The organism is Paraburkholderia dioscoreae, from assembly GCF_902459535.1.
Classification (GTDB): domain Bacteria; phylum Pseudomonadota; class Gammaproteobacteria; order Burkholderiales; family Burkholderiaceae; genus Paraburkholderia; species Paraburkholderia dioscoreae.
Map to the genome: position 1 here is coordinate 1,304,441 of NZ_LR699554.1, position 20,404 is coordinate 1,324,844.

A 20,404-nucleotide genomic window follows, 5' to 3' on the forward strand; every position below is an offset into this window, starting at 1 on the left:
TCATGGAACTCGCCATCCTCTCCGTCAGTTTTCTCGTTTTTCTCGTTCTCGGCGTTCCTGTTTCCTTCGGGCTAGGGCTCTCGTGTGTCCTGACTTATCTGTACGAGGGCTTGCCCGCGGCCACCGCCATGCAGTCGATGATTTCGGGAATCAACGGCTTTTCATTCCTCGCGGTTCCGTTTTTCATTCTGTCAGGTGAACTGATGCTGCACGGCGGCATCGCGGATCGCATCCTGCGTTTCGCGCAAGCCACGGTCGGGCATTTTCGCGGCGGCCTCGGTATGGCCAACGTGGTCGCATGCACGCTGTTCGGCGGGGTCTCCGGTTCGCCTTCGGCGGATACGTCGGCAATGGGCGGCGTGGTGATCCCGCTGATGAAGCGTGAAGGCTACAGTGCGGCCTACGCGGTCAACGTAACGACACACTCGTCGCTGGCGGGCGCGCTGATGCCGACGTCGACCAACATGATCATCTATGCATTCGCGGCCCAGGGCATTACCGGCACCTTGAATGGACACCCGATGAGCGGAGTGTCGATCGGCGATCTGTTGTTTTCCGGTCTGTTGCCGGTGTTATGGGTGATGGGGTTCGTGCTGCTCGCCGCGTACTGGCAAGCAGTCAAATACGGCTATCCGCGTCGCCCGGACGGTTCGACCGAACTGCAGCGATTCCCAGGCTGGTACGCCGTGGCCCGCACGTTCCTCGGCGCATTGCCCGGCCTGATGGTGATCGCGATCATTCTGGTTTGCGTGGCAAAGGGTATTGCCACCGCGACGGAAGCCGCCGCAATAGCCGTATTTTATTCGCTGGTGCTGACGATCGTCGTGTATCGCTCGATGACGATGAAGAAGCTGTTTCATGCGCTCTCGAAGGCGGCTAAAACTACCGGCGTGGTGCTGCTGCTGATCGGCGTGTCGAACATGTTGCGCTACCAGATGGCTTATCTGGAGATTCCGGATGCGATCGAACACATGCTCGACGGCGCGACCAGCTTGCCCTGGCTGATGCTGCTGTACATCAACCTGATCCAGATTTTCCTCGGTACGTTCGTCGATATGGCGGCGCACATCCTGATCACCACGCCGCTGTTCCTGCCGATGGCGATGCACGCGGGCGTAGGTCCGGTGCAGTTCGGGATCATGATCCTGCTGAACTGCGCACTGGGTCTGGTGCATCCGCCGATCGGATCGGTGCAGTTCATCGGCTGTGCGATCGGCAATGTGTCGATTGGTGAAACTACCAAGGTGGCGTGGCCGTATTACCTGGCGATCTTCAGCGCGATCAACATCGTGACTTACGTGCCGATGTTTTCCACGTGGCTGCCTAGCCTCATCAATGGCCACCCGGTATTTTGAAATCCTTAATTGACGCCTGTATGAAAGTCCCTTTTGGGGAATTTAGTGGCGCTCGAACCATGCAGCAACAAAGAACAACTTTTTAAAGAGGAGCAGAAATGAAAAAGGCATTAGCAACCTCCGCCCTTGGGTTGGTCGCCCTCGGCGCGCACGCTCAGAGCAGCGTGACGTTGTACGGGATCATCGATACCGGTATCGGCTATCAGAGCAGCCAGACGTCGCTTGGTTCGACCTCCGGCGGCCGTTCGGCGGTGAAGATGGTCAACGGCGTCTGGGCCGGCAGCCGCTTCGGCCTGAAGGGCGCCGAGGATCTGGGCGGCGGCACGAAAGCAATCTTCCAGTTGGAAGAAGGCTTTAACAGCGCGACCGGCGCGCAGTCCGTTTCCGGCCTCGCGTTCAACCGCCAGGCTTATGTCGGCGTGGCGAACGCCACCTACGGCACGTTGACGGCAGGCCGCCAATATACGTCGTATTACACGCTGCTGGCGCCGTATAGCCCGACCACGTGGCTCACGGGCGCCTACGGCGCACACCCGGGCGATATCGATTCTCTCGATACTCTGTATCGCGCCAATAACTCGCTGGTGTACACGTCGCCGACCATGTATGGCCTGACGGTGAGCGGTTCGTATTCGCTCGGCGGCGTGCCGGGCAGCTTCAACGCGGGTTCGACGTGGAGCGCGGCATTGCAGTACCTGAACGGTCCGTTCGGCATTGCAGCGGGCTTCCAGCGCATCAACAACTCGACGCCTGGCGGCGGCGCATGGGGCGCGGATTCCACGACATCGAACGCGGGTGCGCAGGCGGGCGTGTCGGGCATCAATAACGGCTATCAACGCGCACAGGCGCAGCAGCGCGTGGCGGTGACCGGCGGTTATGCATTCAACGCGCAGTGGGATGTTTCGTTCTCGTACTCGAACGTGCAATATATTCCGGGCATCAACTCGCCGTTCCGTACTACGGCGATCTTCAACACGGGCGGCGCCGTGCTGCACTTCAAGCCTTTGACGGCGCTGGATCTGGCCGCAGGCTATAGCTATACGCGCGCAACTGAAGCGAACGGCATTTCGAGTTCGGCTCGCTACCAGCAGTTCAACCTTTCGCAGTACTACAGCCTCTCCAAGCGCACGGGTCTGTACGCGCTCGAAGCGTATCAACGCGCGAGCGGCCAGACGCTGGCCACGAACGGCGTGAGCATCATCAACGCGACGGCTGATATCGGTGACGGTCAGAACGGTGCGCCGTCCTCGTCACGCAGTCAGTTTGCCGCGGGCGTGGGCATTATCCACAAGTTCTGATGGTGTAACCTGGTGGCGGCGTGTGACTGCGCCGCCACGCGATGCGTGTTTGAATACGCCTGACTCATGCGTCTGGCTGGAACCGGGGTCGTCGTGGCGCGCCCGGTGTCCGTGCGTTGCGCCGGTTCGGCCGTGGATGCACCGTGCGCCGGGCGGGCGCTTGAGCCATTGCACACTCCACGTCGTGAGGACGAAGGGCGCCGTCATGGCCGGCCAGCCGAAACAGGCGGCCGCCGCCTGCAGCATGACCGACAAAGCCACGCCGCCGAGCATCGCACATGTCCACAATGGCAAGCTCGCCTCGGCGAGCCGAAAGCTTTCGCGCTACGATATGTGCATCGGCGGCGCACCGGCGCACCGGCGTGCCGCTTCACGAGGAGACAGGCAGATGCGCGAATTACGGTGGGCATCGGAAGAGGGCGACGGTATCGAACATCTGGCGTTCGATTCGCATGAGGACGGTTTCGTCGCAGAAAGCGTCGTCGTTGGGCAGCGCTATGGCAAGCCATATGGGCTGCACTACAAGGTGCGCTGCGACGCGCAATGGCGCACGCGCTATGCGTGGCTGAAGATCGTCGGTGGCGGCGAACTGGAATTGCATGGCGATGGCGACGGTCACTGGCGCGATGGTCACGGGCTCGTGCTGAGCGCGATCGAAGGTTGCATCGACATCGATATTGCGGCCACGCCGTTCACCAACACGTTGCCGATCCGCCGTTTGCAACTGGCCGAAGGCGAGCGTCGCCCCATTTCAGTGGCGTATATTTCCACGCCGGATTTACAGGTCACGCGCGCCGGGCAGGCCTATTCGTGCATCGCGTTGCATCGCGAGTATCGCTACGAGGGCATCTTCCGCGACTTCACGGCGGACCTGAAGGTGGACGAAGACGGTCTCGTGATCGACTATCCGACGTTGTTCACACGCCTGCCGCGCGAGCATTGACGGTTGATGCGGCGGAGCCGCCGTGATCAGCCCGGTGCCGCTCCACAAAGCGCTCGATGCTTGCCGCGATCCGTTCGGGTTCGCGTAGCACGACCCAATGGCCGGCATCGATCTCGAAGCGCTCGTACGCGCCGAGCCAGCCTTCCAGTCCGAGCGATAGCGCTGGCCCGACATAGCGGTCACGTAGCGGCACGATGAATTGCACCGGCGCGTGGGCATGACGCGCGCGCGGGTGCAGCAGTTTGTCGATGAAATTGGCGCGGTAGAGATTCAGGCCGTTGATCGCATTGCGCATCTGCACCGGGTCGGGCGCCGGCCGCACGCGTTCGGTCACACGCAGCCACAGCGGCCACAGGCGCGCGCCGCCCGCGCGCCACACCAACTCCGGCAGCCACGGCAAATGAAAGAAGAAGATGTACCAGGACTTGAGCGTTTGCCGCACGCCTCTGCCGAACGGGCGCTTTGTTCTCTGATGTGCGGTTTGAGCGCCGCCGCCGCCGTTGCCGCGCAGGTCGAAAGACGCGTGATCGAGACACGGCCCCGAGATCGACGTGTACGACGCAATGCGGCCTTTGAACGCCGGGTCGGTCACTGCTTCCCAGCATTGAATCGAGCCCCAGTCGTGCCCGACGAGGTGAAACGGCCGTGTGCCGCACGTCGCGTCGGCAACCGCCGCCAGGTCGGCGGCGAGGTGTTCGAGCCGGTAAGCCTGGCGCGTGGCCGGCGCTTCGGACGCGCCCGCGCCGCGCACGTCGTAGGCGATCACGCGATAGTGCGCATCCAGTTGCGCGCGCACCGGTTCCCACACTGCCGCCGAATCGGGGTAACCGTGCACCAGCACGATCGGCGGCGCGTCGCGCGGTCCGCTCACGTAGACCGCGAGCCGCACGCCGCCGGCTTCGACCGAAAGCGTGTCGCGTATCACGCGGCCGCCTGCACGCCGCGCCGCGTGGCCTTGCGGGCGTTCGGCGTGGCCGCGTTGGTGGCATCGACCGCGGCGACCAGTCCGTCGATGCGAGCCAGTTGCGTGCGGTTGTCGTGATCCCACGGATGGAAGCCGGGCCGGAAAAAGCTCAGCCATTCACCGGCGATGCGCGGAAATACGCCGTGGCGCGGGCCGTACAGATACTTCACGACGCGCCACATGCCGCGCAGATTGCCACCGCGTTTGCGGTCGGCGATCATCAGCCGCACGTGGTAGTCGAACACGATCAGCCAGAACGTCACGGTGGTGGCGAGCATGGTGCCCGTGCGCAGCAGATACCGGCCGAGCCCCGGCTTGAGCACGGCGTTCCACACGTCGTATGAAACGGACTTGTGCTCGGTTTCCTCGAGCGCGTGCCAGGTCCACATCTGCGTATAGCCCTCAACCGATCCGCCGATGCGTGTCGCGTCCTGCAGCAGCAGGCCCGCCAGCATCGCCGTGTAGTGTTCGAGGCAGACGGTCACCGCGAGCTGATACGAATGCGGCAGGATCTTGCGGCCGAAGTTGAGAATCACCCAAAGCCGTTTGTCGAGCTTATGCGCGGGCAAGCCTGCCTGCTGCAGCAGATCGTTGTATTCCACATGCTCGCGCGTATGCATGGCTTCCTGGCCGATGAAGCCGAGCACCTGCTTCTTCAGTACAGGGTCGTCGATCTGGTCGCGGTAGTGGCGCACGCTATCCATGAAGAAACGCTCGCCGGCCGGGAACAGTAGCGAAAGCGCATTGAAGAAGTGTGTCACATGCGAGCCTTGCACGTGCCAATCGCAGGCACGTTCCTGCGGCAAGTTGAAACGGAGGTCGCGGCGAACCGGCATCATGGCCTTTCTCCTTGAGATGCTTTATGTGTTGCTGTGCGTTCTGATCGAATGGCGTGCAGGGCGCTGCCTGCTGCTTGATGGCCGGCCCCTCAAGCGCGCCTGCCGTCCACCTGCGCGGCGCGGCGCGCGCGTTTCTCCGCGATGCGTTTCATCCGGCGCGTTTGCATCACCACCAATGCCTGATAGGCCGCCGGCAATGTGCGCGCCAGCCAGTCCGCGGCCCGCGCATCGCGCCCGATCAGCACGCGCCGTTTGTTTTTGCGTACGCCGTCGAGAATCACGCGCGCTGCTTCGTCGGCGGTGGTGATAAAGAACTTCTCGAAGTCGTCCTTGCCTTGCTGTTCGGTTTCCAGCATGAAGCCGACCATATTCGACGAGATACGGCTCGATTGCGCGATGCCCGTGCGGATACCGCCCGGATGCACGCAAGTCGCCGAAACGCCGCACTTCATCAAATCGAGTTCCTGGCGCAGCGCTTCGGTAAGGCCGCGCACCGCGAACTTGGTCGCGTTGTAGCCGCTCATGCCCGGCTGCGAGAACAACCCGAACACGCTCGACGTATTGACGATATGCCCCGCGCCGGAAGCCTTGAGATACGGCAGAAACGCCTTCGTACCGTGCACCACGCCCCAGAAGTTGATGCCGACGATCCATTCCAGATCGGCGTAATCCATGCCTTCGATAGTGCTCGACAGCGCGACACCCGCGTTGTTGAACACCAGATTGACGCGCTGGTGCTGCGCGGCTGTTTCGGCGGCCCAGTCGAACATGGCGGCGCGGTCCGCGACATCGAGCACGCGCGTGGTGATGCGCAGCGGCGCGCCGACGATCTGCGGTGCCGCGGCCTGTGCAAGCTGCGCGGTTTCAGCGAGGCTCGCGGCATTGCGGTCGGCGAGCGCGAGGTGGCAGCCTTCGCGCGCCAGCTGAATCGCGAGCGAACGGCCCATGCCCGAGCCTGCGCCGGTGATCGCGGCCACTCTGTCGGTAAAGTTCTTCATTGGCTTGTCTCTCATCCCATGCAAGATTGATGCTGTCCTCTCTGAACCGTGCCTTGTCGTTATGGTTATGTCCTCTCAGGTCGCTTCGGCCGACGCCGTTGCGCTGCCGTGAGCATGCACAAGTTGCGGCGAGGCCACCGGCGCGCTTGCCGGCTGCGGTGCGGGCGAATACGCGAGGTAATCGCCCATGCTGAACGTACTGGTGGCCTGGCGGAATTTGTAGGCGAATCCCGGCCACAGCGTGGTGTTCCTGCCGGTTTTCGGATCGAGATACCAGCTCTTGCAGCCGCCCGTCGACCAGATCGCGCGGCCGAGTTTCTGCTGGATCTGCTCGTTGTAGGCACGCTCGACTTGCGGCCGCACTTCGATCGCATCGGCGCGTTCCGCATTCATCGTCTTGAGTGCGCGCAGAATGTATTCGACCTGCGACTCGATCATGAACACCATCGAGTTATGGCCGAGACCGGTGTTCGGTCCGACGATCATGAAGAAGTTCGGATAACCAGGCAATGCCGTACCGAGATACGCATGCGCGCCGTCGCGCCACGTATCGACGATATCGACGCCGCCGCGCCCGCGCACCACGCCGCGCGGAAACGGGTCGGCCACCTGAAAGCCGGTGCCGAAGATCAGGCAGTCGGCCTGGTGGCGCGCGCCGTCGGCGGTGACGACCGCGTCTTCCTCGATACGGGCAATGCCGGTGGTCGTCACCGAAACATTCGGGCGCGACAGGGCGGGGAAGTAGTCGTTCGAAATCAGAATGCGCTTGCAGCCCATCGTATAGTTGGGCGTGAGCTTGGCGCGCAATTGTGGATCGCGCACCTGGCGGCGCAGATGCTTCTCGGCGACTTTCTGTGCCGTCTTCATCAGCGAAGGATGAATCGCAAAGCCGAATGCGCGCGATTCGAGCATGCAGTAGAGCGCCGAGCGCATGATCTTCTGCGTGACCGGCACGTGCGTGAACAGCCATTGTTCGAGCGGCTTCACGCGGCGGTCGGCCTTGGGCATGATCCAAGGCGGCGTGCGCTGGAACAGATCGAGATGCGCGACGCGCGGCGCGATCTGCGGGACGAACTGGATCGCGCTCGCGCCGGTGCCGATCACGGCGACGCGTTTGCCTGCCAGCGAATAACTGTGATCCCAGTGCTGCGAATGGAACGTTTTGCCCCTGAAGTTTTCGATGCCGGGAATGGTCGGCATGGCCGCGCGCGACAGGCCGCCCATGCCCGAGATCAGCACGCGCGCCGACCATTGCTGGCCGTTCGCGAAGCTCAGTTGCCAGCGGTGGCGCGTCTCGTCGTAGATCGCGCTCGCGAGTTCATGGCCGAAACGCAGATGCCGCTGGACGCCGAAGCGCTGCGTGCAGTCTTCCAGGTAAGCGCGGATTTCCGGCTGGCGCGCGAACATACGGCTCCAGCGCGGATTCGGGGCGAAGGAGAAGGAATAGACGTGCGATTGGACGTCGCACGCGCAACCGGGGTAGTGGTTGTCGCGCCACGTGCCGCCGACGGAATCGGCCTTTTCGGCGACGATGAAATCGCAGATGCCGGCCTGGCGCAGGCGGATCGCCATACCGAGGCCGGCAAAGCCGGACCCGATGATGGCGATGTCGGTCTCGACGGGCGCGGACGCGCCGGGCGCCGCGCTGTCGTGGGGCATGCGTGCGTTCATCCGATCCGTCTCCTTTATTTACTCTATTAACTGTTACATTGTTTGATGTAACAATATAGGCTGGTAACGGATGACGCAAGGAGGCGGTTAGACGCGCCCCTCTAGGCCCGGATGCACGCGGCGATTCACTTGGCGGCCAGCGCCGCCGCGACTTCCCGGTTCTGCCAGACGCTGTCTTTCACGGTGATTTTCTGCGGGATCAGATTGGCGCCGTAGAACGCGTCCGCGACGATTTGCTGCGAGCGCACGATTTCGTCCGTACTCGCCGCGCGAGCGGTGCGTAACGACTGCATAAGTACGAACGCGGGCCGGGACCGCACGCAGAGTTACTTTTTCGTTTTGTCTTTCTTCTTCGAGGCGGTCGTGCTTTCGGCGGGATGCCCGAGTTTCTTTGCCATGATGGCTGCGACGCGGTCGCCGAGATAATCGCCGGACGCTTCTTCGAGAGCGCGGTTCATTTCGCTTTCCACCAGCACCATTGCCAGTGGCCGTACGCGCCAGATGGCGTCGACCAGAGCGGGCACATCGGCGGGCGGCGGCAGTGCGTCGGCGTCGTAGCGGTCCAGTTGGCGCACCACCAGATCGACCAGTGCTTTGGCAACCGCGTTGAAATGCGGCCTCGCGATGCCCACGGCGTCGAGCAGGTCGGCAAGCGGAATGCCTTCCTTCGCCATTGTGGCGCCGGCGGCCAGCGCGGTCGGGCTGCCTGATACGAAGGAAAGACCGTGACGTTCCAGCAGGCCGAGATCGACCGCTTTGCCGAGCGCGCTCGGCGAGGCTTTGTCGCCGAACATTTGCAGCAGTTCGATCAGCGAGTATTTTTTCGGCCGCTCGCGCGACCAGCGGCCGCCGATCGCCGTTTCCAGACCGAGGATGGAGCGCAGATCGTGGCCTTCGTCGACGGCCATGATCAGATCCTGGATGTTGGCGAGCGTATAGCCGCGAGCGAGCAGATGGTTGATCAGCTTCAGACGCGATGCGTGCGTGTCGTCGTACACGCCGACGCGGCCGCGCTTTTCCGGCGGTGCGAGCAGTCCCCGGTCCTGGTAGGCGCGCACGTTGCGCACGGTGGTGTCGGTGACGCGCGCGAGTTCGTCGACGGTGTATTCGTTGCGCGGCGTGATGCTGGCCGGGTCGCCGGAGTCGGCGGGCAGCGGTGGGACAGGAGGCGGCGTGTTGGGCATGCCGGGATTTTACCGCGACGGCGCGCGCGCCTGCCAGCGCGCTCGCCGCATGCAGGCGGATGTTCGGAATTCTCGCGGGGATTCGCTTGTGTTTCCGGTTCCGCCTTTGGGCTATCCGGCAGAGTTAGCGTTTCTATGGGTGCCGAATATTTGGCCGTGGCAGACGTGGTGGTTCGGGCGCTTGAGGTGCTTCAGGCACTTCAGGCACGTCCGGGCGCAACGTCGTCCGGCGGGGTCGAGTCACCTTTGCCGAGCGTGCGCTGCATCAACGTCGTATCGAGCCAGCGGCCGTGTTTGAAGCCTACGGCCTTCAACGTGCCCGTCAATTCAAAACCCAACTGCGTATGCAGCGACAGCGAGCCGCCGCTGCCGCCGTCCGCGATCACGGCGACCATCTGGCGCCACGGTCCGGTTTCGCAGCGCTCGATCAGCGCCTGAAGCAATACGCGCCCCAGGCCTCGCCCGCGATAGGCATCGTTCACATAGATCGAATCTTCGATGGTGTTGCGATACGCGGCGCGCGGCCGGTAAGGCGTCGCGTAGCAATAGCCGGCGACTTCGCCATCGATCTGCGCCACCATGTACGGCAACCCGTAGCTGCGCACCGACGCGAGCCGCGTGCGCAGGTCGTCGACGGAAGGCGGAATTTCCTCGAACGACGCGACGCCGGTCAGTACATGGTGCGCGTAGATTGCCTGAATCGCGGGAAGATCGGCTTCGGTGGCGTCGCGGATCAGCGGGGCGGCGGCATTCGCCGAGTCCGGGGCGGAGGGCGCGGGGCGGGTGGTGCTCATACGTGTTCCTGTCGTGGCGATAAGTCTGCGGATACGTTTTACTATGCCCGCCGTGCGCGCGAATTTGAAGCGAGTCAAAAATCGCTGCGACGTATGGCCGATATCAGCGCACGTACAGGCCGATCGCATCGCGCGCGCACGCACGCTCAACGTTGCGACACTCAGTTATGCGAGTACGTGTCCGGCTGTGTCACATGTGCGCGATGATGCCGGCGATGCTTCGCCTTATGTTTCGAGCTGGTTTTCGACGGCGGTGCGTGCTGTTCGGCAGGCGGCTCAGCGGCCGGCTCCTGAGCCTGCGCGTGCGGCGCGGGCGCGGGCCGCGTATTACCGGACGGCAGCGCGCTCTGGCCTTCTCCGAAACGGAACGTTTGCGACGTCTGGGCGTACGCGCCGACTGCCACGGTCAAGGCGGCGACCGCGAGGCAAATTGAAAACTTCATGGATCCTCCTTCTGAACGAACCGGTGAGGATACCTGTTTCCTGTCAGCGGATCGATCACATCAGCCGGAGCGGCCCGCTTGCATTGTTGTCGATAAGCGGCAATGCGCGCGAACCGGGCAACTCGTAGTGCCACCATTCGCTTTTGATGTGCGTGAAGCCCGCGCCATGCATCACGCCGAGCAACAGCATGCGATTGCGCTGCACATCTGCTTGCAGACCGGGGTGAAAGTGCTCCGATTCGATCGTCATGGCGTCGAAGCCGGTGCCCATGTCGAGTTCCTCGCCTTGCGCGTCGAGCAGTGTCAGGTCGAGCGCTGTTCCACGGCTATGATTCGAGCCGCGTTTCAGATCCGCCACGTAAGTCGGGTCGGGCAGAAAATCCCACAACACCTGCTGCGCTTGCGGCGGCCGGTACGCGTCGAAAATGCGCAGCGTCGTGCCGATCTGACGTGCCAGTTCCACTGCGCGGCGCAACGCCGCCTCCGCCGGTTCGAGCAGGAGGCAATGCGCGGCCCGGTAGATTGGTTTGCCGGTGAGATTGCGCGCCGTGGCGTAGACGAGGTCGATGTCCACGCCGTGCGTGGCGTGTGTGATTTCGATGAGTCGATGGTCGGTCATGTGACGAAGAGGGAACGAAGGGAGAGGAGCGCGTCAGAGGTCGTCGAACTGATCGAATTCGCTTTGAAGTTCACGGTTGCGCGCCGCGCGTTCATCGAGATTCGGCCCGAGCTTTTCGACGATCGCCGAAATCAGCAGATTGAAGAGACAGGTAAGCGGCGCGAGCGAATCCCAGAACTGGCCGACGTCGGTCTTGACCTGTAGCAGATCGCCGTCGAATTCGCGCGCCCACGGACAATAAATGTCGGTGATGAGCGCAAAGGGCAGGCCGCGGCGCGTGGCGGCCTCGCAATAGCGGCGTGCGACCTTCGAATACGCACGAGTGTCGGTGACGATCAGATACGGCGATTCGAATCCCGAGTTCAGCGAATCGACATACGAGCCCGACATGCCGTCCGAATAGAACACGCGCGGGCGGATATATTCGAGGTAGCTATAGAACGCGTTGCTGATGCCGCGCGTGGACTGAATGCCGAGAATGTAGACGGCATCCGCGCTGGAGATGCGCTCGGCCACGCGCGCGAACACCGGCGATTGCGCGAGCTGATAGACGTGCTGGATCGCACCGAGCTCGAGTTCGAGCGAATGGGCGAGCGCGGGGCGGGGCGCGGCGGGCGAAGCTGCATCCGGCGCGGCTTCGTCGTGTTGGCCGGCGGTGCGGCGGAACGCGTCGAGGCGGTCGGTGATCAGCCACGGACGCTCCTGCGTGCCGCGCAGTTCGCGCTTCAGGTCGTCGAGATTCTGATAGCCGATGCTGCGCAGGAACCGGCCGACCGAAATGCCGCTCGTGCCGGCTTGCTGCGCGATCTGATCGGCGGTTTCGAGGCCGAGCCGGTCGAGGTTGGCCAGCATATAGCTGGCGACGCGCTTGGAGGTGGGCGTGAGTTCGGCAAAGCGGGCTTCGACGGTTTGAGCAAAAGCGGTCGGCATCGTAGTCGCGGGGCGGGCAGTGGTTAGTCGATCATCGGGATGATGACATATTCAACCGGCCGCCCATGCCGCGAGCGTGTGAAAAATGGCCGAAGCGCGCGCGTCAGGCAGCCGGCCGTGCCGGCGTCACCCGGGAAAAGCGCCGCGCGCCGGCCACGCAGGCCACGACTACCACGGTGACGAGGATCATCGCGGGCGGCACCTGTTCGTGCAGGAGCAGCCCCGCGAGCAGCAGGCCGAAGAACGGCTGCAGCAACTGCAACTGCCCGACGCCCGCAATGCCGCCCAACGCAAGGCCGCGATACCAGAACACGAAACCGATCAGCATGCTGAAGAGCGACACATAGGCGAGGCCCCAGAGCGCCGCGTGACTGACACCGTCGAACGATGCGGGCCGTGCCCATACTGCGAGCGGAAGCATGAGCGGCAGCGACAGCACGAGCGCCCACGAAATTACCTGCCAGCCGCCGAGGTGGCGCGACAGGCGCGCGCCTTCGGCATACCCCAGCCCGCATGCGACGATGGCGGCCAGCATCAGAGCGTCGCCAACGGGCGATGCGTCGAGCCCGTGACGCAAGGCGAAAGCCACCACGGCGCCGCTGCCGAGCGCCGAGAACAGCCAGAACGCCGGTTGCGGACGCTCGCCGCCGCGCAGCACGCCGAAGATCGCCGTGGCGAGCGGCAGGAGACCGACGAACACCACGGCGTGCGCCGAGCTCACGTGCCGCAGCGCCAGCGCCGTCAGGAGCGGAAACCCGACCACCACGCCGAGTGCGACCACGACGAGCGGAATCAGATCGCGGCGCGCGGGGCGCGCCTGGCGAAACACGAGCAGCAGCAACAGGCCGAGCGTGCCGGCGATAGTCGCGCGGGCCACCGTCAGGAATAGCGGGTCGAGGCCTGCCACGGCAATACGCGTGGCCGGCAGCGAGCCGCTGAAAATCAACACGCCTATGAGGCCGCTCAGCCAGCCGTTGGTTGTTTTGTCCATGCGCAGAGTCCATGCGTGAGGAGAGAGAACGCATAGCATCGGCTATCCGGCCGTGGACAGTAAGGTACGGATCGGTGCAAACCGTCCAAACTGTATCGAGGAATGGAGCGGTACAGCGCGTTGCGCGGCTGCCCATTTTCGCTGCGGATCACAACGCATCGTGCATATCAGTCAGCGGTTCCGGGCAACGGAACGCCAATCACGGACAGCCGCGCGACACCACCGTGGCGACTGGCACGGCAGCATCGCCTTCGGGCTGCGTCATGAACGTCTATCATGAACTGATGGGTTCACGGGATTGGGTCAAGCACGTGATGAGGAGACGAACATGAGCAATCTGACCGCCAGGATCAAGCATGAATTCATGGAGATGATTCCGCCGACCCTCTACTTCCTCGTCATTCTCCACATTGTCGCGATCATGCGCGCGCTGATTTCGCGCGGCTATGACGTCACGTTGCCGACCTCGGTCTCCGTGACTATCGCCGCGCTGATTCTCGGTAAATCGGTGCTGATCGCCAACCTGCTGCCGTTCATCAACCGCTTTCCCGAGAAACCGCTGATCTGGAATATCGGCTGGAAGACGGCGATCTATACCCTGGTGGCTCTGGTCGTGCACTACCTCGAGCATCTTTACGAATACTGGAAGGAGGCGCCGAGCCTCGCCGCCGCCAACCGCACGCTGCTCGCCAATCTCAACTGGCCGCATTTCTGGGCTATCCAGATTCTGCTGGTGACGCTGATCGCGATCTATTGCGTGGTTGCCGAACTGGTTCGCGTGATCGGCCGCGACAAATTCATGGCGATGTTCTTCGGTCCAATCCCGCCGAAGCCGACGGGTCACGTTGCCGGATAGTTCAGTCGCCGCCCGTCGCGCGCGGGACGGGCGCCTGGCCGCCACCTACTTGCATAGCAGAAGCAGACGCTCCTGGTCCGAACACGTCGAGCGCGGTTTCGGCGCGGCCTGGGCCGCGGCGGCGCTGATCGCGGCGCTCTTGTTCGCAAGACACGCACGCAGATGCTTTTCGACCGGCGCGTAGTATTTCCATCCGCGCACGAGAGTCGGCAACTCCAGCTTCACTTGCTTCCATTTCGGATGCCCGTGCTCCTGCAGATTGTCGAAGTTGGCGCATAGCGAGTCGGCAAAGTGATTCAGATTGCCGACGGTATCGCGCAGACCGTAATCGTAGGTGACGAGAAAGGCCTTCACGGTCAGCGTGGGAACGTCTTCCTTCAGCCAGTTCGGATAGCTGGTGGCGCGAATCGTCGCGGGAAAATAGGTCTGTTTGGCGCGGGCGGTTTCGGGCGCGGCCGGATCGACCTTCAGCAGGCGGATTTGCTGCAACAGGTCGGGGTTCATGTCGTTGAACAGTTTCGCCGGCTGGCCGACCACGATGATCGCGACGTCCACTTTCTTCACGATCAACGCGGCCAGTGCGTCCTCATTGCTCAGATGCTGGATGTTCTGCTCGGGAATGGCCTGGCCGAACATCAGGTGGTAGAGCGTCGTGGCCGACTGCGCGGTGCCGCTGCCGATCAGCCCGACGCTGATGCTTTTGTCCTTGATATCGGCGAACGTTTTCAGCGGCGAGTCCGCGCGCACCACCACGTTAATTTCCTCGTCATAGAGCGGCATGATGAGCCGTAGCGGCCGGATTGCCGTGCCCGCGTCGGCATTGCCGGCGTTGGCCATGTCGATGTAAGCCTGATATACGTCGGATTGCACCAGCGCGAGTTTCACGCCCGGCTCGAAGCGCATGCGTTGCACGTTTTCGGCCGAGCCCTTCGACGCCATCACTTCGAGGTCGATGCCCACCGGCTGCGCAACCCATTTCGACAGATCCTGGCCGATCTGGATATACGTGCCCCGTTCCGGACCGGTGACGATCTTGTAATGCGCCGGCTCCGCGCAAGCCAGCGAAGATACGACCATCAGCGCCAGCCCCAGCCATCCCGCCAGAAGTCTCTTCAGCATGGTCTATCTACCTTTCGGTCAGGTTCATACAGATTCGCGCGTCGACGCGCGCGAAGCACCAGTGAGCCGGTGTGCCATGTCATGTTCTATGTGCCGCAACTGCCATGTCCGTCTGTTACTTATCAAACCGCGCGTGCTTATGCTTGCGTTTATAGGTGCGATTTTCCGGGATATTTATCTATATGATTCGGTATCCGTAATATATTTCATTGCCTGGCGGTAGTGCCCGTGGAAGACTTGGCCGCATTCGCGGGCGCGCGGTTCCAGCCGGAATCCTTGATGGCGCGCAGGCGCGCATCGACGCTGTTGTTGTCGGCCGTCGCGACGGCGGGGCGCGGTGCGGCTATGACAACTGCGTTGTTCGCCGGCATGCCTTGAGGAAGCGGTGTTTGTAGCTGAACCGCCTGCTGCGAAGGTGACCCGGCTTGCGCTTGCGCAGGCGGTTTGACTTGCGGCTGCGTGCCTGTCGCAGCGTGCGGGTTGAGCGGTGCCCAGCCGGTCTCGCGAATCACGCGTTCCAGAATGGACTTCGCTGTTTCATTGCCGGTGTCGATCGCGAGCGCTTCGTTGGCGTGCTGGCGCGCGCAAGGCCACGACTGCTGTGCCGCGCAAGTTTGGGCCGCCTGCAACGCGGCGTCGCGGCGTGCGATCAGCGGCTTCAGTTCTCCTGCCAGGTCTTGCGCGCCGGAGCTGCCCGGTTGCAGCGCCTGCGCGGCGCCGAGCGCGGCTTGTGCCGAAGAGAGATCGTTGGCGCGCAAGGCGAGGCGTGCTGACTGCAACGCTTGGGCCGCGTCGCTGAACCTGGGTGCCGCGGGTTTGACTGGCGCCGCTGTGACAAGCGGCGCGACAGGCGTTGGCGGTATCACCTGAGCCGGTCTGGCCGGCGCGACCGATACGGCGGGTTTGCCCGTGACGGCAGCCTGATTGGCCGACTGGGCCGGTGTGTACGGAGCGATCGTGCCGGTAGTCGTTCTGGCATCCTGAGTAATTTCGGTTTCGTTCGACTGGCCGCTATTTCCACCCGACAGATCAGTGTCGCTGAATAGCGCATATCCGACATACGCCAGGCCGATTGCGACAACCGCACCGATGGCGAAGAGCACCTTACCAACCGACCTCGCGCCGCGACCCGCCGAACCAGGTAGCGCGGGGAGAGGCGGGACCGGCGTATCCGGCGAAACGAGTGCCGATGCCGGTAGCGCGGCCTCGGCGGAAGCCTGTTCGCCGGTGCCCGTGGCACGCATTGCAAGGCCGCTTTCGTCCGGTGTCATCGGGTCGGGACTGTTCTTCTGTGTCGTTTTACCCGTGGCGCTCGCGCGGCTGCCCGGAATCACCGTGCGCTTGTGCGGACCCGCGTCGAGCGGATGCACCGCGCCGCAATACGGGCAATAGTCGACTTGCCTGTACAGCGCGCCGCCACACCGTTTGCAGGGCGTCGGAAAGCTGTGGCCGATCAGTGTCTGGGTGGACATGCTGTGACCCACCTGTGGAAAACAATGCCATTACGGCATGTTCCGGATCATGTTGAAGCGGGAGCAATGTCCGCGGAATCACGATCCACATGCGCCGGAGAGTCCTGAGCGGCAAGCCCACGCTTACGGTGCCGCTGCTCGCAATATGTGGCGTTTCGGTGAGAACGTCAATCGACGTTGCTACCTATCTTATGTGCGCTAGCGAACACTTGTAGGTACGACGAAATGCTCCATATGTCGGCAGGACGAATGGGGGAGAAAGTTTTTTCACGCCATTTGAGCGGGGCTAAAAACAGAACGAGGTCGCGCGCATGGCGCTCGACCTCGTTGTCCCTCATCGTGCCCGTCGTCATTAAACGCTTGCAGGAAGCGCTCGAAGCAATTGGCGCAATCGTCAATGCTTGCGCAGCGGATGATCCTTCAGCAGCCACGCGAGCGCGAACGCCAGTACCACCACGCAGGCAGCCGCAAGATAAACGGTGTGCAACGCACCGGCGAACGCTTGCAGATAATCGTCGCGCAATGCTTCCGGCAACTGATGGATCGCAGCGGGCCCAAGCGCGTGCGGCAATTCCGTGTCCGGCGGAATCAGCTTTTCCAGACGCGCGGCAAGACCGTTCGAGAACACGGCGCCGAAACCGGCCACGCCGATCGAGCCGCCGATCGAGCGGAACAGTGTCGCGCCTGAAGTTGCCACCCCCATATGCCTGAACTCGACCGTGTTCTGCACAGCGAGAATCAGCACCTGCATCACCATGCCGAGCCCGCAGCCGAGAATGCCCATGTCGATATACATCACATGAATCGGCGTACTGATTTGCAGGCGCGCAAGCAGGAGCATCGCGACCGCAACGAGTAAGGTTCCCGCGATCGGGAACATGCGATATTTGCCGATCTTGCTGATTACGCGGCCGGTCACCATCGACATGACGAACAGGCCGCCCATCATCGGCAGCATCTGCATGCCGGCTTGCGACGGTGTCGACCCTTTGACGACCTGCAGATACAACGGCAGGAACGTCACCGAGCCGAACAGCGACACGCCGATGATGAAGCCGATCAGACTGCTCAGCAAAAACGTGCGTTGCCTGAAGAGCTCGAGCGGCATGATCGGTTCGACCGCGCTGCGTTCCTCGTGGATGAAGCCCCAGATCGCCACCAGCCCCATGCCCAGCGTGAACCACAACTGCGGCGACGACCACGGCAGGATCGTGCCGCCCTGGCTCGTGAACAGGATGATGCAGGTGAGAGCGCCGGCGAGAAATGCGGCGCCCATGTAGTCGATGGTGTGCTTCACGTGGCGAACATGCGGCTTGAACACCGCGCCGATCACGACGAGCGAGACGATGCCGAGCGGCAGGTTGATGTAGAAAATCCAGCGCCACGTCAGATGCTCGACAAGAAAGCCGCCGAGCAATGGGCCGACCACGGTCGCGAGACCGAACACGCCGCCGAACACGCCCTGATAGCGGCCGCGTTCAGCCGGCGGAATCACGTCCGCGATGGCGGCCATCGTAACCACCAGCAAGCCGCCGCCGCCAAGACCCTGCAACGCGCGCAGCACGATGAGCTGCGTCATGTCCTGCGCGACGCCGCACAACGCGGAGCCCACCAGGAACACGATGATCGCCGTTTGCAGCACGATCTTGCGGCCGAACAGATCGCCGAATTTGCCGTACAGCGGCACGACGATGGTCGAGCTGAGCAGGTAGGCGGTCACCACCCATGACAGGTTGTTGAGCCCGCCCAGTTCGCCGACGATGGTCGGCAGCGCGGTCGAGACGATCGTCTGGTCGAGCGCGGCGAGCAACATCACCAGCAGCAGCGCCGGGAACAGCAGGCGGATCGGCGGATGATCGCCGGCCTGCGCGCCGCTCTGCGGGCTGTCCTGCGCCTCGTGCTGTGTCGTCAGCTCGGCGGGTTGAGTCGTGGTCGATTGATCCATGGCGGCCTGGCGTTGAAATTAATTAATTTAGAGATTAATATATGCGACATCGCGTCACCCGTCAAATCGAGTGCAATGGCAAGAATTCCGTCCGACGATCAAGCGGTGAAAAGCCCGCCGAAAGACATCGCTGGAGTGAAAGGGCGCAAGCCGCGAGCGGCGCTCAGGCGGCCTGCTGAAACTCAGACAGATTCGCAGGCAGATGCGCCGGCGAATCTCAAGGCAGCCGCGCCGCCACGTCGGCCGGGCCGGCCTTCGGGCGCCGCGCGCGGACCCGATCAGCGCAACCGTCTGCTCGACGCGGCGCTCGTCCTGTTCGCGCGGCAGGGCATTGTCGATACCACGCTTGGAGAGATCGCCCGCGAGGCCGGTTTCACGCCCGCAATGATGCATTACTACTTCAAAACCCGCGATCAGTTGCTCGATGTGTTGATCGACGAGCGTTTCGCTCCGTTGCGCGCGGGTCTAGGCGTGCCGTTCCAGGAGAATCCCGATGATCCCGTGGCAGCGATCACGCAGCTCACGCGGCGGCTCGTGCAGGTGGCCACCGACCACCCGTGGTTTCCGTCGCTGTGGGTGCGCGAAGTCATCAGCGATGGCGGCCTGCTGCGCCAGCGCATGCACGAACGTTTCGGCGACGCGCATCAGAAGGCGTCGCTGTCGGCCATTGCCCGCTGGCAGAAAGAGGGGCGGCTGAATGCGGGGCTGGAACCGGCGCTCGTCTTCGTTACGCTGCTAGGGCTGACGATTTTGCCGCTGGCCACGTCCAAACTGTGGTGCAACGATCCCGTACGTCGCAATATCGGCGGCGAGCAGATTGCCCGGCATGCGGTGGCGTTGCTGGTGCAGGGGATTGGTCCGAAGAAAGCAGGCTGACTGTCTGTCACCTGTCACCTGTCACCTGTCACGCCACTCGCCACTCGCGCAGTCTGCAGATGTGGCGCAAAGCGTGATAGGCAGTCGACACCACCACCGTCGTCTCTCTGTCTCCGCGTCCGTCTCCGCTCCCACACCTAATAAGCCGCTTTCGTCGAACAAGTAGCAGGCAGCACCGCGCAACCAGTCCCGCCCGACGCCGAATCTGGCGAGGCACGCCGCATGCTAGTGGTGGATTGAAACGTGAATGCAGGCGGCATGACGCGACCTCGCCGGCATCGCAACGAACAGGAATGTGAAATGAGACGCCGGGCGGGAAAGGCCGTGCCAAATTGGGGTTTGCACGAGCTGTCGCGGCGGATCGGGAGTCGGCCTCGGCGAGCCGTGACTGTGGCGCCGAGGGCCGGTTTTTCATCGGCGTGCAATTTTGGCGCGTTACTGTGCGTACGCGTTGGCGTTCAGGCCATGTTTTACAATCGCGGGCCTGCTTGCAACTCTGCGCATGAAATCGAGTCGGACCATGAACAGCAATATCGCAGCCGCGCAAATGGGCGGCAAACAGCAGAGTGAAACGTTGGCCACGTCTGACGGCCTAACCGGTTTTTTAGAGCAACAACAGAAAATGACTGCAGCATTGAGACTCGATCAGGCCACGATCGTGCTCGTAGAAGACGACCCGGACAGCCGGGAATCGCTGACCTTGTTACTCGAAGCGGAAGGCGCGAATGTCGTCGCGGTGGCGGATGCGGAAGAGGGCGTGGAGGCGGCGCTGCGGTTGTTGCCCGACGCCGTGGTATGCGACCTCGAACTGCCCGCCATGGACGGCTTCTACCTGATCCAGCGCTTGCGCGACCACGAGATTCGTGGCGACCACGCACCATCGGTCGCCGTCGCGCTCACTGGCCATACGGACGAAGCTTATCGCTTGCGAAGTATCGGCGAAGGCTTCCAGCACTTCATGACGAAACCGGCCTTGCCCGAGGATCTCGTGACGCTGCTGCACGACGCGATCGACGCCCGCGCGGCGGGCTGAAAGAGCGGGGCGGCTTCGCGGACGTGGTCGGTGAATTGCGTGCCGCAGCGCCGTTGTAGCCGCGTTCCCGCCGG

At 63.0% G+C, this 20,404-nt stretch carries 20 protein-coding genes; 6 read left to right on the plus strand and 14 right to left on the minus strand.

The genetic code is table 11. From position 1 onward, the window contains the following. The first annotated feature begins 2 nt into the window (after positions 1 to 2). The 3 genes from PDMSB3_RS26060 to PDMSB3_RS26070 all read left to right on the plus strand — a co-directional run bounded on the left by PDMSB3_RS26060 (position 3) and on the right by PDMSB3_RS26070 (position 3,596). On the plus strand, positions 3 to 1,355 hold the full coding sequence (locus tag PDMSB3_RS26060) for a TRAP transporter large permease (protein WP_165188169.1): 1,353 nt from the start codon (positions 3 to 5) through the stop codon (positions 1,353 to 1,355). Between the two features lie 98 nt (positions 1,356 to 1,453). Next, entirely contained in the window at positions 1,454 to 2,653 is a 1,200-nt protein-coding gene (locus PDMSB3_RS26065) for a porin (protein ID WP_007176908.1), read from the plus strand. A gap of 388 nt (positions 2,654 to 3,041) precedes the next feature. Further along, positions 3,042 to 3,596 (plus strand): putative glycolipid-binding domain-containing protein, encoded by a 555-nt coding sequence (locus PDMSB3_RS26070; RefSeq protein WP_165189630.1) that lies wholly within the window; start codon positions 3,042 to 3,044, stop codon positions 3,594 to 3,596. On the opposite strand, the gene PDMSB3_RS26075 is transcribed toward PDMSB3_RS26070, so the two are convergent. From PDMSB3_RS26075 to PDMSB3_RS26125, 11 genes are all read right to left on the minus strand, one after another. Beyond that, positions 3,571 to 4,521 carry an alpha/beta fold hydrolase gene (locus tag PDMSB3_RS26075; RefSeq protein ID WP_007176910.1) on the minus strand — a complete coding sequence of 317 codons (951 nt, stop codon included), beginning with the start codon at positions 4,519 to 4,521 and terminating at the stop codon, positions 3,571 to 3,573. The genes PDMSB3_RS26070 and PDMSB3_RS26075 overlap by 26 nt on opposite strands. Further along, on the minus strand, positions 4,518 to 5,399 hold the full coding sequence (locus PDMSB3_RS26080) for a metal-dependent hydrolase (protein WP_165188171.1): 882 nt from the start codon (positions 5,397 to 5,399) through the stop codon (positions 4,518 to 4,520). Before PDMSB3_RS26080 ends, PDMSB3_RS26075 begins: the two co-directional genes overlap by 4 nt. An 89-nt stretch (positions 5,400 to 5,488) precedes the next feature. After that, a complete protein-coding gene (locus PDMSB3_RS26085; RefSeq protein WP_007176912.1) occupies positions 5,489 to 6,397 on the minus strand; it encodes an SDR family NAD(P)-dependent oxidoreductase in 909 nt (302 codons plus the stop codon). 75 nt (positions 6,398 to 6,472) lie between these two features. Next, positions 6,473 to 8,068, minus strand: coding sequence for a flavin-containing monooxygenase (locus PDMSB3_RS26090; RefSeq protein WP_007176913.1), 1,596 nt, complete (start codon positions 8,066 to 8,068; stop codon positions 6,473 to 6,475). A 125-nt stretch (positions 8,069 to 8,193) separates the two neighbouring features. Beyond that, complete coding sequence (locus PDMSB3_RS37970) at positions 8,194 to 8,316, minus strand: hypothetical protein (protein ID WP_405044904.1); 123 nt, start codon at positions 8,314 to 8,316, stop codon at positions 8,194 to 8,196. A gap of 78 nt (positions 8,317 to 8,394) precedes the next feature. Then, positions 8,395 to 9,252, minus strand: coding sequence for a MerR family transcriptional regulator (locus tag PDMSB3_RS26100; RefSeq protein ID WP_165188173.1), 858 nt, complete (start codon positions 9,250 to 9,252; stop codon positions 8,395 to 8,397). Positions 9,253 to 9,452: 200 nt separating this feature from the next. Next, complete coding sequence (locus tag PDMSB3_RS26105; protein ID WP_007176915.1) at positions 9,453 to 10,046, minus strand: GNAT family N-acetyltransferase; 594 nt, start codon at positions 10,044 to 10,046, stop codon at positions 9,453 to 9,455. 161 nt (positions 10,047 to 10,207) lie between these two features. Further along, positions 10,208 to 10,489, minus strand: coding sequence for a hypothetical protein (locus PDMSB3_RS26110; protein WP_165188175.1), 282 nt, complete (start codon positions 10,487 to 10,489; stop codon positions 10,208 to 10,210). A 55-nt stretch (positions 10,490 to 10,544) separates the two neighbouring features. Continuing rightward, positions 10,545 to 11,108, minus strand: a complete 564-nt coding sequence (gene ddpX, locus PDMSB3_RS26115) for a D-alanyl-D-alanine dipeptidase (RefSeq protein WP_007176917.1) — start codon at positions 11,106 to 11,108, stop codon at positions 10,545 to 10,547. A 33-nt stretch (positions 11,109 to 11,141) separates the two neighbouring features. Beyond that, a complete protein-coding gene (sapR, locus tag PDMSB3_RS26120) occupies positions 11,142 to 12,038 on the minus strand; it encodes a sap1 transcriptional regulator SapR (protein ID WP_007176918.1) in 897 nt (298 codons plus the stop codon). Between the two features lie 103 nt (positions 12,039 to 12,141). After that, positions 12,142 to 13,029 carry a DMT family transporter gene (locus PDMSB3_RS26125; protein ID WP_007176919.1) on the minus strand — a complete coding sequence of 296 codons (888 nt, stop codon included), beginning with the start codon at positions 13,027 to 13,029 and terminating at the stop codon, positions 12,142 to 12,144. 328 nt (positions 13,030 to 13,357) lie between these two features. Between PDMSB3_RS26125 and PDMSB3_RS26130 the strand changes: the two genes are divergently transcribed. Further along, entirely contained in the window at positions 13,358 to 13,885 is a 528-nt protein-coding gene (locus PDMSB3_RS26130; RefSeq protein ID WP_007176920.1) for a hypothetical protein, read from the plus strand. Between the two features lie 45 nt (positions 13,886 to 13,930). Here the strand turns inward: PDMSB3_RS26130 and PDMSB3_RS26135 are convergent, their stop codons facing one another. The 3 genes from PDMSB3_RS26135 to PDMSB3_RS26145 form a co-directional block, all read right to left on the minus strand. Then, positions 13,931 to 15,004 (minus strand): TAXI family TRAP transporter solute-binding subunit, encoded by a 1,074-nt coding sequence (locus PDMSB3_RS26135; protein WP_007176921.1) that lies wholly within the window; start codon positions 15,002 to 15,004, stop codon positions 13,931 to 13,933. Positions 15,005 to 15,210: 206 nt separating this feature from the next. Then, positions 15,211 to 16,476: a hypothetical protein gene (locus tag PDMSB3_RS26140; RefSeq protein WP_007176922.1), complete on the minus strand. Its 1,266-nt coding sequence runs from the start codon at positions 16,474 to 16,476 to the stop codon at positions 15,211 to 15,213. Between the two features lie 394 nt (positions 16,477 to 16,870). Then, a complete protein-coding gene (locus tag PDMSB3_RS26145) occupies positions 16,871 to 18,421 on the minus strand; it encodes an MDR family MFS transporter (protein ID WP_007176923.1) in 1,551 nt (516 codons plus the stop codon). 75 nt (positions 18,422 to 18,496) lie between these two features. On the opposite strand from PDMSB3_RS26145, the gene PDMSB3_RS26150 reads away from it, so the two are divergent. Both PDMSB3_RS26150 and PDMSB3_RS26155 read left to right on the plus strand, forming a co-directional pair. After that, positions 18,497 to 19,297, plus strand: a complete 801-nt coding sequence (locus tag PDMSB3_RS26150) for a TetR/AcrR family transcriptional regulator (RefSeq protein WP_007176924.1) — start codon at positions 18,497 to 18,499, stop codon at positions 19,295 to 19,297. A gap of 520 nt (positions 19,298 to 19,817) precedes the next feature. Further along, complete coding sequence (locus PDMSB3_RS26155) at positions 19,818 to 20,330, plus strand: response regulator (protein WP_007176925.1); 513 nt, start codon at positions 19,818 to 19,820, stop codon at positions 20,328 to 20,330. Positions 20,331 to 20,404: the final 74 nt, after the last annotated feature.

Excerpts from the sequence above, each read along its gene's own strand:
- PDMSB3_RS26060 (WP_165188169.1), top strand. The coding sequence starts at position 3 with ATGGAACTCGCCATCCTCTCCGTCAGTTTTCTCGTTTTTCTCGTTCTC.
- PDMSB3_RS26065 (WP_007176908.1), top strand. The coding sequence starts at position 1,454 with ATGAAAAAGGCATTAGCAACCTCCGCCCTTGGGTTGGTCGCCCTCGGC.
- PDMSB3_RS26070 (WP_165189630.1), top strand. The coding sequence starts at position 3,042 with ATGCGCGAATTACGGTGGGCATCGGAAGAGGGCGACGGTATCGAACAT.
- PDMSB3_RS26080 (WP_165188171.1), bottom strand. The coding sequence starts at position 5,399 with ATGATGCCGGTTCGCCGCGACCTCCGTTTCAACTTGCCGCAGGAACGT.
- PDMSB3_RS26085 (WP_007176912.1), bottom strand. The coding sequence starts at position 6,397 with ATGAAGAACTTTACCGACAGAGTGGCCGCGATCACCGGCGCAGGCTCG.
- PDMSB3_RS26090 (WP_007176913.1), bottom strand. The coding sequence starts at position 8,068 with ATGAACGCACGCATGCCCCACGACAGCGCGGCGCCCGGCGCGTCCGCG.
- PDMSB3_RS26100 (WP_165188173.1), bottom strand. The coding sequence starts at position 9,252 with ATGCCCAACACGCCGCCTCCTGTCCCACCGCTGCCCGCCGACTCCGGC.
- PDMSB3_RS26105 (WP_007176915.1), bottom strand. The coding sequence starts at position 10,046 with ATGAGCACCACCCGCCCCGCGCCCTCCGCCCCGGACTCGGCGAATGCC.
- PDMSB3_RS26110 (WP_165188175.1), bottom strand. The coding sequence starts at position 10,489 with ATGAAGTTTTCAATTTGCCTCGCGGTCGCCGCCTTGACCGTGGCAGTC.
- ddpX (WP_007176917.1), bottom strand. The coding sequence starts at position 11,108 with ATGACCGACCATCGACTCATCGAAATCACACACGCCACGCACGGCGTG.
- sapR (WP_007176918.1), bottom strand. The coding sequence starts at position 12,038 with ATGCCGACCGCTTTTGCTCAAACCGTCGAAGCCCGCTTTGCCGAACTC.
- PDMSB3_RS26125 (WP_007176919.1), bottom strand. The coding sequence starts at position 13,029 with ATGGACAAAACAACCAACGGCTGGCTGAGCGGCCTCATAGGCGTGTTG.
- PDMSB3_RS26130 (WP_007176920.1), top strand. The coding sequence starts at position 13,358 with ATGAGCAATCTGACCGCCAGGATCAAGCATGAATTCATGGAGATGATT.
- PDMSB3_RS26135 (WP_007176921.1), bottom strand. The coding sequence starts at position 15,004 with ATGCTGAAGAGACTTCTGGCGGGATGGCTGGGGCTGGCGCTGATGGTC.
- PDMSB3_RS26140 (WP_007176922.1), bottom strand. The coding sequence starts at position 16,476 with ATGTCCACCCAGACACTGATCGGCCACAGCTTTCCGACGCCCTGCAAA.
- PDMSB3_RS26145 (WP_007176923.1), bottom strand. The coding sequence starts at position 18,421 with ATGGATCAATCGACCACGACTCAACCCGCCGAGCTGACGACACAGCAC.
- PDMSB3_RS26150 (WP_007176924.1), top strand. The coding sequence starts at position 18,497 with ATGGCAAGAATTCCGTCCGACGATCAAGCGGTGAAAAGCCCGCCGAAA.
- PDMSB3_RS26155 (WP_007176925.1), top strand. The coding sequence starts at position 19,818 with ATGAACAGCAATATCGCAGCCGCGCAAATGGGCGGCAAACAGCAGAGT.